The organism is Pseudomonas sp. NFACC24-1 (genome assembly GCF_900115235.1).
GTDB lineage: Bacteria > Pseudomonadota > Gammaproteobacteria > Pseudomonadales > Pseudomonadaceae > Aquipseudomonas > Aquipseudomonas fluorescens_AA.
In genome coordinates this window covers 1-12,147 of sequence record NZ_FOVS01000034.1, presented here as the reverse complement: position 1 = coordinate 12,147, position 12,147 = coordinate 1, and the positions used below count along the sequence as shown (strand labels likewise).

The 12,147-nt window shown below is 60.2% G+C and carries 11 protein-coding genes; 6 read left to right on the top strand and 5 right to left on the bottom strand.

Annotated features, from left to right (window positions below):
- Positions 1 to 2: 2 nt before the first annotated feature.
- Positions 3 to 902 (bottom strand): lipid A hydroxylase LpxO, encoded by a 900-nt coding sequence (lpxO, locus tag BM317_RS24560; protein ID WP_092164781.1) that lies wholly within the window; start codon positions 900 to 902, stop codon positions 3 to 5.
- A 404-nt stretch (positions 903 to 1,306) separates the two neighbouring features.
- Between lpxO and BM317_RS24555 the strand changes: the two genes are divergently transcribed.
- On the top strand, positions 1,307 to 2,896 hold the full coding sequence (locus tag BM317_RS24555; RefSeq protein ID WP_003181279.1) for an ABC-F family ATPase: 1,590 nt from the start codon (positions 1,307 to 1,309) through the stop codon (positions 2,894 to 2,896).
- Between the two features lie 246 nt (positions 2,897 to 3,142).
- Positions 3,143 to 4,336, top strand: coding sequence for an MFS transporter (locus BM317_RS24550; RefSeq protein WP_092164782.1), 1,194 nt, complete (start codon positions 3,143 to 3,145; stop codon positions 4,334 to 4,336).
- On the opposite strand, the gene BM317_RS24545 is transcribed toward BM317_RS24550, so the two are convergent.
- Positions 4,330 to 5,367, bottom strand: a complete 1,038-nt coding sequence (locus tag BM317_RS24545; protein ID WP_060742543.1) for an alpha/beta hydrolase family protein — start codon at positions 5,365 to 5,367, stop codon at positions 4,330 to 4,332. The genes BM317_RS24550 and BM317_RS24545 overlap by 7 nt on opposite strands.
- 184 nt (positions 5,368 to 5,551) lie before the next feature.
- Entirely contained in the window at positions 5,552 to 6,160 is a 609-nt protein-coding gene (locus BM317_RS24540; protein ID WP_092164783.1) for an FMN-dependent NADH-azoreductase, read from the bottom strand.
- Between the two features lie 129 nt (positions 6,161 to 6,289).
- Here BM317_RS24540 and BM317_RS24535 point away from each other — a divergent pair, with 129 nt between their 5' ends.
- Both BM317_RS24535 and BM317_RS24530 read left to right on the top strand, forming a co-directional pair.
- Positions 6,290 to 7,198: a LysR substrate-binding domain-containing protein gene (locus BM317_RS24535; RefSeq protein WP_092164794.1), complete on the top strand. Its 909-nt coding sequence runs from the start codon at positions 6,290 to 6,292 to the stop codon at positions 7,196 to 7,198.
- Positions 7,195 to 7,545, top strand: a complete 351-nt coding sequence (locus BM317_RS24530; RefSeq protein WP_092476585.1) for an MmcQ/YjbR family DNA-binding protein — start codon at positions 7,195 to 7,197, stop codon at positions 7,543 to 7,545. Before BM317_RS24535 ends, BM317_RS24530 begins: the two co-directional genes overlap by 4 nt.
- 66 nt (positions 7,546 to 7,611) lie before the next feature.
- On the opposite strand, the gene BM317_RS24525 is transcribed toward BM317_RS24530, so the two are convergent.
- Entirely contained in the window at positions 7,612 to 8,034 is a 423-nt protein-coding gene (locus tag BM317_RS24525; protein WP_092164795.1) for a DUF1294 domain-containing protein, read from the bottom strand.
- Entirely contained in the window at positions 8,031 to 8,861 is an 831-nt protein-coding gene (locus BM317_RS24520; protein ID WP_092476583.1) for an undecaprenyl-diphosphate phosphatase, read from the bottom strand. The genes BM317_RS24525 and BM317_RS24520 overlap by 4 nt, the downstream gene beginning before the upstream one ends.
- A gap of 273 nt (positions 8,862 to 9,134) precedes the next feature.
- Between BM317_RS24520 and BM317_RS24515 the strand changes: the two genes are divergently transcribed.
- Together BM317_RS24515 and BM317_RS24510 are read left to right on the top strand one after the other, a co-directional pair.
- The gene (locus tag BM317_RS24515; protein WP_092476582.1) at positions 9,135 to 10,769 is read left to right on the top strand and encodes a methyl-accepting chemotaxis protein; all 1,635 of its coding nucleotides are present in this window, start codon (positions 9,135 to 9,137) and stop codon (positions 10,767 to 10,769) included.
- A 94-nt stretch (positions 10,770 to 10,863) separates the two neighbouring features.
- On the top strand, positions 10,864 to 11,895 hold the full coding sequence (locus BM317_RS24510; RefSeq protein ID WP_092475404.1) for an IS110 family RNA-guided transposase: 1,032 nt from the start codon (positions 10,864 to 10,866) through the stop codon (positions 11,893 to 11,895).
- The last annotated feature ends 252 nt before the right edge of the window (positions 11,896 to 12,147 follow it).

The window sequence follows — 12,147 nt, the reverse complement described above, 5'->3', positions numbered from 1 at the left end:
GTTCAAATCCAGACGAAGATCGCTAGTAAACCACCGAAAAAAGCCCACTTCTGCAGGTAATACAGCGTGCGGTTGCGCTTCTTCAGGGCCTTGCCTTGCAACCGGATCTTGTAGAGCCTGGAGAACGCACGGTTCAGGCCGCCCGTCCTGTCGCCCGCGTCGTTGGGCGCACCGGCGGCCGCCATCACGGTACGGCTGAACCAGCGGTTGAAGGCGGTGGCCCAGCGAAACCTCATCGGCCGCTCCACGTCGCAGAACAGGATAATGCGATTATGGGCGGTGGTGTTCTCCGCGTAATGGATGAACGTTTCGTCGAAAATCACCGCTTCGCCATCACGCCAATGATAAGGCTCGCCATCGACATTGATGTAGCAGCCAGCATCGTTGGGGGTTTCCAGGCCCAGGTGATACCGATAGGACCCGGCGTAAGGGTCGCGGTGGCGGACCAGCTTCGACCCCGGCGGCAACTCGGCAAACATCGCCGCCTTGATCGAACCGATGCTTTGCACCAGTTCCGTGGTGCGTGGGCACAGCTTCATGGCCGAGGGATGGCTGTCGCCGTACCACTTCAGGTAGAAACGCTTCCAGCCGGTCTTGAAGAACGAGTTGAAGCCCACGTCGTCATACTGATTTGAGCGTTTGATCTCCCCGGCGCGCAGCAGGCTCTGGCCTTCGGCCCGGATCTCTTCCCAATGGGCCTGCAACGGGCTCAGGTCGGGGAACTGCACCGGGCTCAGGAAAGGCCTGTTCGGCAGTTTCGAGCATAGGTAAAGCAGGCAATTGATCGGCGCAAGAAAAGACGAATGATCGCTCAACTGGCGCCCGATCTTATGCCGCACGCGTCCGCGCAGGTGAACGTAGCCAATGGAGAGGAGGTAGATCGCGACAATGATGAGCTTCACGAAAGTCCGTCACATGCAGGAGTGAACAGGTTGCGGCTCCAGGCCAGCCAAGCGGCAAAGGAGATGGCATCGGGTGAGATGGCATTTTAGCCACAGGTTGTAAGCAAAAGTTATCCCAAAGTTGTGAAAAACTGTCTTGCCCGGGCAATCCCCTATCGTTTATGCGGCCAGATCAGTACAATCGCCGCCAATTATCACGCGCCCCCTTTGGCCGATACCGCAAACCGCGGCTTCGGCGTACATCTACCCGGACCAGGCGCTCCGTATGCTGCTGTCCTCTTATGCCGGATGGACCCTTGCGCTTGCGACCACGACGCCTTTGCGCGGTCGGAACGTGCGCAAACAGGTACTGAACAGGTACTGCCGCACCCTTAGCTACTCTGAATGTTCCGCAGGATAAACCTTTGATCTCTACAGCTAACATCACGATGCAGTTCGGCGCCAAGCCACTGTTCGAAAACGTCTCTGTCAAGTTCGGCGCGGGTAACCGCTACGGCCTGATCGGTGCCAACGGTTGCGGCAAGTCGACCTTCATGAAAATCCTCGGCGGCGACCTCGAGCCGTCCGGCGGCCAGGTCATGCTCGAGCCGAACGTACGCCTGGGTAAACTTCGCCAGGATCAGTTCGCCTACGAAGAATTCACCGTGATCGACACCGTGATCATGGGTCACGAAGAGCTGTGGAAGGTCAAGGCCGAGCGCGACCGCATCTATTCGCTGCCGGAAATGACCGAAGAAGACGGCATGGCCGTGGCCGAGCTGGAAACCGAATTTGCCGAGATGGACGGCTACACCGCCGAATCCCGCGCCGGTGAACTGCTGTTGGGCCTGGGGATTGGCATCGAGCAGCATTTCGGCCCGATGAGCGAAGTGTCGCCAGGCTGGAAACTGCGTGTGCTGCTGGCCCAGGCGCTGTTCTCCGACCCGGAAGTGCTGCTGCTCGACGAGCCGACCAACCACCTGGATATCAACACCATCCGCTGGCTGGAAAACGTGCTGACCCAGCGTTCGAGCCTGATGATCATCATCTCTCACGACCGTCACTTCCTGAACAGTGTCTGCACCCACATGGCGGACCTGGACTACGGCGAGCTGCGCCTGTTCCCGGGCAACTACGACGAGTACATGACCGTGGCGACCCAGTCCCGCGAGCAACTGCTGTCGGACAACGCCAAGAAGAAAGCGCAGATTTCCGAATTGCAATCGTTCGTCAGCCGTTTCTCGGCCAACGCCTCGAAAGCCAAGCAAGCCACCTCCCGCGCCAAGCAGATCGACAAGATCCAACTGGCCGAGGTCAAGCCATCGAGCCGCGTCAGCCCGTTCATCCGTTTCGAGCAGACCAAGAAACTGCACCGCCAGGCGGTCATTGTCGAACGCATGGCCAAGGGCTTCGACGGCAAGCCGCTGTTCAAGGACTTCAGCTTCACCGTCGAAGCCGGTGAGCGCGTGGCGATCATTGGCCCGAACGGTATCGGCAAGACCACCTTGCTGCGCACCCTGGTCAATGAACTGGAACCGGATGCCGGTACCGTGAAATGGACCGACGCCGCGGAACTGGGCTACTACGCACAGGATCACGCCCATGACTTCGAAGACGACGTCAACCTGTTCGACTGGATGGGCCAATGGACCCAGGGCGGCGAACAACTGGTGCGTGGCACCTTGGGCCGCATGCTGTTCTCCAACGACGAGATCCTCAAGTCGGTCAAGGTCATTTCCGGTGGTGAACAGGGCCGCATGCTGTTCGGCAAGTTGATCCTGCAGAAGCCAAACGTGTTGGTCATGGACGAACCGACCAACCACTTGGACATGGAATCCATCGAAGCACTGAACCTGGCGCTGGAAAACTACCCGGGCACCTTGATCTTCGTCAGCCATGACCGGGAGTTCGTATCGTCCCTGGCCACCCGCATCATCGAACTGAGCGCCGATGGCGTGGTCGACTTCAGCGGCACCTATGACGACTACCTGCGCAGTCAGGGTGTGGTGTTCTAAGGCCCGCTCCGAGTTGCAAGCTTCAAGCGGCAAGTAAAAAGCCCTGTCCACTGTGACGGGGCTTTTTTTGTATTTCAGCGGGGTAAAAACCTGTGGGAGCGAGCTTGCTCGCGATGGCGGCAGCACATACCCCATCAATCCCGCCTGAACACCCAGTCTCCCCAACACATTTAGTTAGCCTGCTTTCTTTTATTCCCACCTCGCGCCATGATGAGGCTCTCTTACCGCTGCCCGCGAACGAGCCCCATGCCCACGCCCGCCTCTGCCCCCAGTTCCCTGTCGATCACCCTGCAGATCGTCTCCATCGTGTTCTACACCTTCATCGCCTTCCTCTGCATCGGCCTGCCGATTGCCGTACTGCCCGGTTATGTCCATGAACAGTTAGGCTTCAGCGCGGTGGTGGCCGGCCTGACCATCGGTTCACAGTATCTGGCGACCTTGCTCAGCCGCCCCATGGCCGGGCGGCTGTCGGACAGCGTCGGCACCAAGCGGGCGATCGTCTACGGGCTGTCGGGGATTGTGCTCAGTGGCGTGCTGACGCTGATCTCGACCTTGCTGCAAAGCTTTGCGCTACCCAGCCTGTTGATTCTGATCGCCGGCCGCTTGCTGCTCGGCGTGGCCCAGGGGCTGATTGGCGTGGGCACCATCAGTTGGTGCATGGGCCAGGTGGGGGTGGAACACACGGCCCGCTCGATTTCCTGGAACGGCATCGCTTCGTACGGGGCCATCGCTATTGGCGCGCCGTTGGGGGTGGTGATGGTCGGTGAGCTGGGTTTCGCCAGCCTGGGTATTGCGTTGTCGTTGCTGGCGGGCGCTGCGCTGTTGATGATTCGCGACAAGCCGTCGGTGCCGGTCATTCGCGGCGAGCGCTTGCCTTTCTGGGCGGTGTTTGCGCGCATTGCGCCGTACGGAGCGGGCCTGAGCCTGGCGTCGATCGGCTACGGCACGCTCACCACGTTCATCACACTGTTTTACATCAGCCGCGGCTGGACCGGCGCGGCGTGGTGCCTGACGGTATTCGGCGTCTGCTTCATCCTCGCGCGGTTACTGTTCATTTCCAGCATTGCCCGCTTCGGTGGCTTCAACTCGGCCATAGCCTGCATGAGCATCGAAACCCTCGGACTGGCATTGCTGTGGCTGGCGCCGTCCACCCCGTTCGCCCTGGTCGGTGCCGGATTGGCCGGTTTCGGGTTGTCGCTGGTGTATCCCGCGCTCGGGGTGGAGGCCATCAAGCAAGTGCCCAACACCAGTCGTGGCGCGGGCCTGAGCGCCTACGCGGTGTTCTTTGACCTGGCACTGGCGATTGCCGGCCCGTTGATGGGCGCGGTGGCATTGAACCTGGGCTATTCGTCGATCTTCTTTTGCGCCGCCTTGCTGTCAGTCAGCGGACTGGGGCTGACCCTGCTGCTGCGTCGCCGAGCGACAAACGCCCTTTATTGATCGGCCGTCTTCAGCCCTGCCCGGGTCGGCTTGCCCAGCGCCTCGCCGAAGAAGCGGCCGGCCTCGGAAATCATGGTGCGGTGGATGTCCTTGCGATCGACACCGTCGGCATCCGTGCAGAGCGCGGGCATCGCGGCGATCTGCTCGTCGGTGCACGGTGCCAGGAAGACAAAGTGGCCCGCGCCGGCCAAGGTCTTGAAATCCGGTGCGGTGGGCAGCTTGCGGGCCAAGGCGGCGGCATTCTTGTCGAAAGCCACCAATTTGTCGCCATCGCCGCTGTACAGCAGCACCGGCACATGGACATCGGCCAATGTATGACGACCGAATTTCAGGCTCAACGGCGCCATCAGCAGCAGCGCCCGGACCCTGGGGTCGGCCACGGGTTGCAGGTCATCGCGGTCGGCGATCAGTTCGCCTTGGGTGTTACAGGCGTCATGATCGTCCGGCCGTTCCGCGCAGTAGCGGCGCAGACGATTGAGGTCCGGCGTCGCACCGGACAGGATCAGCGCGGTTTCGCCACCGGCCGAGTAACCGATCACCCCGACCTGCCCGGCGTTGACGAACGGCGACAGCATCGGATCATTGAGCGTTGCGGTGATGGCTTCGGAAATCTGGATCGGCCGCCCGTACAGGTTGCTCAGGGTACCAAGCCGGCTGTGATCCTGGGCATTGTCGCCAGGATGAATCACCGCCACCACGACAAACCCCTTGCGCGCCAGCGAGGTGGCCAGGTCATGCAGGGCCAACGGCGTGCCGGTGTTGCCATGGGACAACATCAATAGCGGGAAGCGGCCGATGGCGATCTGGGCGTCCGGCGCGGCATCGATCTGGTAGCCACCCAGCAGGCTGGATTGTTCCCGGTCGGTGGACGGATAGAAGGCGATGGCGTGCATCGGCTGCTGATCCAGCGGATCGAGAAAGCTCAACTCATGGAAACCCGCGCTCCAATGCGGATGCGGCCCTGGAGCGGCCTGCACGGAACCGAGACTGGCTAACCAGCAAAGCAGCAGCGCTGCACCAAAACGTGTCATCGAATCTTCCACCTTCACCAGCGCCCGGGAAGGCCCCGTCGCTCGCACACTTGGCCGTGCATAACCTGCGCCACAATCCTCGGCGCCGAATGCAGCAAAACCCTGCATCCCAGCCATCCAATGACGACGAGAATACAGGGTTTTGCGAAGGTTGCCCGAAGCGCTTGCTGCCTTTACGCAGGTTTTACGCAGCGGCGAACTGCTGACCGATCTGCAACGAGGCTTCGCCCATGGCTTTGGTCCGCATGTCGTCACCGTAGGCCAGACCTTCGGCACGGACGAATTCGATATCGGTGATGCCAAGGAAACCGAACATCAGCTTGAGATATTCCTCGTGACCCACGCCGCTCGGTTGGCCAGCATGCAAGCCGCCCGCAGTGGAGACGATCACCAGTTTCTTGCCGCCACACAAGCCTTCTGGACCGGCTTCGGTGTAGCGGAACGTCTGGCCGGCGACGGCAATGCGGTCAATCCAGGCCTTGAGTTGGGTCGGAATGCTGAAGTTGTACATCGGAGCGGCGATGACCACCGCATCAGCGGCCAAGAACTCGGCCATCGCCGACGCGCTGAGATCCGCTTCATGCTTCAGGGCCGCGTCACGCAGTTCAGCGCTGGTACCGGCGGCAACCAGCGTCTGGGCGGAAAAATGGCTGATGGCGTCGGCGGCCAGGTCACGGTAAGTGACGGTGATACCTGGCTCGGCGGCTTTCCAGGCTTCAACCACTTCACGGCTCAATTGGCGGGAAGCGGAGTTGTCACCGAGGATGCTCGAATCGATGTGCAGCAGTTTCATATCAATGCTCTCCAAATGAGGACCGCAACCAGGCGATCAATTGACGACCATCCTATCGATGAAGCCAATGATCGATAAGTCAGCATAAATGCGATAGTTTGTCCCACTGACAGGACAATCGAGTTCATCATGCAAGACCTCAATGACTTGTACTATTTCGCCAAAGTCGTCGAAGCCGGTGGTTTCGCGGCAGCCGGGCGCTTGCTGGGCATTCCCAAGTCGCGACTGTCGCGGCGTATCGCCGAGCTGGAAGAGCGCCTGGGCGCCCGGCTGCTCCAGCGCACCACCCGCCAGTTGAAATTGACGGCGGTCGGCGAACGTTATCTGCGCCATTGCCAGGCCATGTTGCTGGAGGCCGAGATGGCCGACGAAGCGGTGGCGAGCATGTCCAGCGAGCCCCGCGGCCGATTGCGGGTGTCCAGCCCGGTGGGCCTGGCCCACCAGTTCCTGCCGGTGGTAATCGAAACCTTCCTGGTGAAATATCCCTTGGTGCAACTGGACATGACCCTGCTCAACCGCCGTGTGGACTTGATCGGTGAAGGCATCGACGTGGCGTTGCGCGTGCGCGACCTGGGGGACGAAGACCCGCTGTTGATGACCCGGCGTTTGCGCCGGGCACGACTGATGCTGGTGGCCAGCCCGGCCTTCGTCGAAGGACGGCGGATCGAGACCCCGAACGATCTGGAGGCGTTGCCGGTGCTGGGGGCCTTGGAAGCCGATCGCCTGGTGCATCTGCGCCTGGTCAAGAGCGATGGACAGCGTGTGGAACTGAGCCTGGAGGCCCGCCTGGGCATCGATGACTTCATTGTGCGTCGAGCCTGCACCCTCGCCGGCCTGGGCTTCACTTTATTGCCAAGCATGTATTGCGAGCAGGAATTGCGGGACGGCACACTGGTGGAACTGCTGCCAGGATGGTCGTTGCCCGACGGCTGGCTACAGGCGGTCTACCCCCACCGGCGCGGCATGTTGCCAGCGGTGCGCGCCTGGATCGATCATTTGGTGGAAGCCTTCGAGGGCTGTGGAGATAGAACGCTATGAGTTTGAGCGAAGAGGATGTCGCGCAGTTCTGCCTGGGCTTGCCCGGTGCCAGGGAAGACTACAAATGGGGCGGCGTGCGGGTGTTTTCCATCGCCGGGAACAAGATGTTCGCCCTCCAGGGCCTGCGGGGCGACTCGTTGGCGTTCAAGGTCGACAAGGATCTGTTCCTGGGTCACTGCGACCGGCCAGGCATCCACCCCGCGCCTTACCTGGCACGGGCCCAGTGGGTCATCATGCAGATGCCCTACCCGCTGGGGGCCGAAGAGCTGCGTGGCCTGCTGCAACGCTCGCACCAATTGGTGGTCGGCAAGTTACCGAAGCGTACCCAAGTTGGGTTGTTGCTGTAGTGGCGGCGCGACTGAACCACCGCCATCGCGAGCGAGCTCGCTCCCACAGGTTTGAACTGTCCAGGACTACGCCAACAGATAACCGCCCAGGAACAACTGGTCGATCCAGAACACCTGGTGCAACAGCACGATGAACCAGAACACCACTTGGAACGAGACTTTGCGGGTCTTGTGGCGAAACAGCTGCTGGGCCAGCAAGGCTCCAGGCCAACCACCGGCCAGCTCCAGTGCATGCAGCACGTTCTCCGGGGTGCGCCAGGCCTCGGCGCGCGCCTTGCGCTTGTCGCTCCAGTACAGCAGGAACGCCACCACACTGACGACCCCGTAGGCTGCCATCGGCACCCACGACACCGCCCGCAGCCCGAACAGCAGCGAACCGCACAGCGGCAAGGCGCAAAGCAGCGCAAAGACCATCAGCTTGAGCCGCAGGTGCTGCACGGCGCCGCCGGCATTGCCCCCTGCGCGTTTACGGGCGCCTGAATCGTTCATGGCTTGGCGGCGGTCCAGTCCACCCAGCCGAACTGCCAGGTGGCCAGGATCAACAGGCCAAAGGCGATGCGATACCAAGCGAACACGGCATAGCTGTGACTGGCGATGAACCGCAGCAGGCCCTTGACCGCGATCATGGCGAAAATGAACGCCGTGACAAAACCAATGGCGAACACCGGGAAATCCGCCGGGACGAACAGCTCGCGGTACTTGTAGCCCGAGTAGACGGCTGCGCCGACCATGGTGGGCATCGCCAGGAAGAACGAGAACTCGGTAGCGGTTTTACGCGACAGGCCAAACAGCAAGCCGCCAATGATGGTCGCACCGGAACGGGAGGTGCCCGGGATCATCGCAATGCACTGGGCCAAGCCAACCTTCAACGCATCCTTCCAGGAGATATCGTCCACCGTTTCGGCATGCACCTGGTGCTGGCGCTTCTCGGCCCAGAGCATCACCACACCGCCCACCACCAGCGCGGCGGCTACGGTGATCGGGTTGAACAGATAGTGGTGAATCCAGTCGGCAAGCAGCACGCCCAAGACCACGGCAGGCAGGAAGGCGATCAGCAGGTTGGCGGTGAACCGGCGGGCGCCGGGTTGCGTCGGCAGGCCCAGCACCACGTCGAAGATCTTGCGCCGAAACTCCCAGACCACCGCGAGGATCGCGCCAAGCTGGATGATGATGTTGAATGCCATCGCTCGTTCGCCACCGAACTCGAGCAAGTCGGCGACAATGATCTGGTGCCCCGTGCTGGAAATCGGCAGAAATTCCGTCAAACCTTCCACTACGCCAAGAATCAGTGCCGAAAAGGCGGTCCACAAATCCATTCATCCCCCAAAAAAGACGCTGTTCATGCAGGTCTTATCAATATTCAAGTGTCATGCAGGTACACGCAGCGGCTGCACGATAACCGCGACCTTTCAAAAAAACCCAATGAAAAATCAGAACAGGCTCAGGTTTTGCGCTGCGGGGCCGAAATCCTATCAGACAAGCCCTGATAGCGCTGCCGCGTTATGACCCAGATCAATCATGGATAGCCGCCGGGCGCTAAAGTGCCGGCCGTCGTTAATGACAAGAATAAAAAACCGGAGTGACAGCGTATGAATAGCTTGCGCAGTGTGTCGATCAGCCGACGCTTGTGGCTCATCCTGATCGTGGCCATCGTGATGTTATTCACGCTCGGTGCCTTCATGCTCAAGCAGATCCACACGGACCTGTATCAGGCCAAGGTGCAGAAGACCCAGCATGTGGTGCAGACCGCCAGTGGTGTACTGAGCTACTACCATGGCCTGGAAACCGCTGGGACCCTGACCCGCGAGGCGGCGCAGAAGCAAGCCCTCAGCGCGGTACGAGGCCTGCGCTATGATCAGAGCGACTATTTCTGGATCAACGATCTGACGCCGGTCATGGTCATGCACCCGACCAACCCGAAGCTCGAAGGCCAGAATCTCTCGACGATCCGCGACCCGAACGGTTTTGCGCTGTTCAACGAGATGGTCGCCATCGCCAAGGCCAAGGGAGCAGGGATCATCGATTATCTCTGGCCCAAGCCGGGCGCCGAAGCGCCCGTCGGCAAGACCTCCTACGTCAAATTGTTCGAACCGTGGGGCTGGATCATCGGTTCCGGTGTGTACGTGGACGACGTCCAGGCAGAATTCCGGTCCCAGTTGATCAAGGCTTCGTTGATTGGGTTGGCGATCACCCTGGTCATGGGCCTGCTGTTGACCCTGATCGTACGCAGCATCGTCGGTCCGTTGCAGGAAACGGTAAACGCCATGGCCGATATCGCCAGCGGCGAGAGCGACCTGACCCGCACCCTCGACACCCACGGCCAGGACGAAGTCACTCAACTGGCCCGGCACTTCAACGCCTTTACCGCCAAATTGCGCCAGGTGGTGAGCCAGTTGCAGGAGTCGGCCACTGCACTGGGGCAATCTTCCAGCGAGTTGGGCAACGACGCGGCTCAAGCCCAGGAGCGCAGCCAACAGCAGTCCCAACAAATGGAACTGGTGGCCACCGCGATCAATGAAGTGACCTATGGCGTGCAGGATGTGGCCAAGAATGCCGAGCACGCGGCCAGTGAGATGCGCGACGCCGAATCCCAGGCCCAGCAAGGCCAGGTCAACATCGATGGCAGCTTGCAGCAGATCGACCGCCTGTCCCAGACGATCGATCAAGCCGTGGAAGTGATTCGTACCCTGGCCAGTGAAAGCACCCAGATCGGCAGCGTGCTGGAGGTGATTCGCTCCATCGCCGAACAAACCAACCTGTTGGCCCTCAACGCCGCGATCGAGGCCGCCCGTGCCGGCGAGCAAGGCCGAGGCTTTGCGGTGGTTGCCGATGAAGTGCGGTTGCTGGCCCAACGTACACAGAAATCCACCGCCGAGATCCAGGCGATGATCGAGCGCCTGCAAACTCATTCCGAAGCCGCCGTGAAAGTCATCGGCGACAGCAGCCGTGCCTCGCAACTGACCATCGAACAGGCCGGCCTCGCCGGTGCCAGCCTCAACGCCATCGGCCAGGCCCTGCGCAACCTCAACAGCCTGAACGCCTCCATCGCCAGCGCCACCCTGCAACAGGCCCATGTGGTGGAAGACATCAACCAAAACGTCACCCAGGCCGCCGGACTGTCCCACAGCACCGCCATGGCCGCCGAACAATCCAGCCAGGCAAGCAGCCGCCTCAAGGCACTGAGTGAACAATTGAACGGCTTGCTCAAGCAATTCCGGGTCTAAAGATCGGTAGATGGTCCCTAATGAAATGGTCCTCTCAGACCTCCCCCCAGTGAAAGCTAAGCTTTCACTGGGGGATCTACCGGAGACCGCCGCCATGAATACTGACAATCTTGCTATTACCAGCTTGGATCTAGGCAAAAACTGCTTCCACTTCTACGGTCAAGATAACCGCGGGCGCCACCTGTTCCGTGCCAAGGTTTCACGCGCTCAGGTTTTTGCCTTCATTGCTCAACTGCCCCCTTGCACCCTGGCTATGGAAGCCTGCGGCGGTGCGCATTTCATGGGCCGATTCGCAGTCAGTTGTGGCCATCAACCCAAACTCATAGCAGCCCAACATGTACGTCCTTACGTCAAAAGCAACAAGAACGACTATGTCGATGCAGAGGCTATTGGCGAAGCCGCCAGTCGATCTGCGATGCGCTTCGTTGCGCTAAAAACCGAGGCTCAGCAAGCACTCAGCATGCTCAATATGACCCGTGAAGCGTTCATGCGAGATCGGACCGCCACGGTCAATCGCATTCACGCTTTTCTGCTTGAGTGGGGGGTTAGCTTGAAGCCGACCTTCAAATCAATCAGAGAACTGCCCAAAGTCCTGGAGGAGCTCCGCGCACCTGTGCCGGTCATTCGTCTCTTTGAGCAATTTCACGCTCATTTCAGCTATCTCGATGAACGAGTTAAGGCGTTAACCAAAGAATTGGAAGGCCAGGTCGCTGAAGACGATCTGGCTACACGGTTGATGACGATGCCGTGCGTCGGCCCGATCACCTCCAGCGCCCTGGCTGCAGAAATAGGTGACGGCAAACAGTACAAACGGGGCCGTGACTACTCCGCCTCGATAGGCCTGGTACCCAAGCAACTCACTACTGGCGGGAAGCCGCATTTACTAGGCATCAGCAAGCGTGGCGACCGTAATCAGCGACGATTGCTTGTGCAATGCAGCCAGACCTTTATCAATCACCTGGATAAACAAACCGGGCACTTGGCGGATTGGGTACGCGGGCTGTTAGCTCGTCACCACCGCAATGTTGTGGTGTGTGCGTTGGCGAATAAATTGGCGCGCATAGCCTGGGCCTTAGCGCACACCCATGGAATATATGAGGCAGGGCCAAGCGCACAGAACGCTTGACCCTGCGTTACCGAGCACCACCCACCTGGTTTTGCGATGCTGGATAACAGATGACGTAAACGGCCTACCGACCTGACAGAAAACCTGGGCTCCCACACGGCTCTAAAGCCGATCTACCCTAATCAGGACTGTCAGGCGCGATTTTCATCGCGGCGCGAATTTATCTTTTCGACGCCGAATAGATTGCGGCAAGCCAATCACGCATCCAAATTCAGTATTGCAGAAACTGAGAGGACCATAGATGTGGGAGCG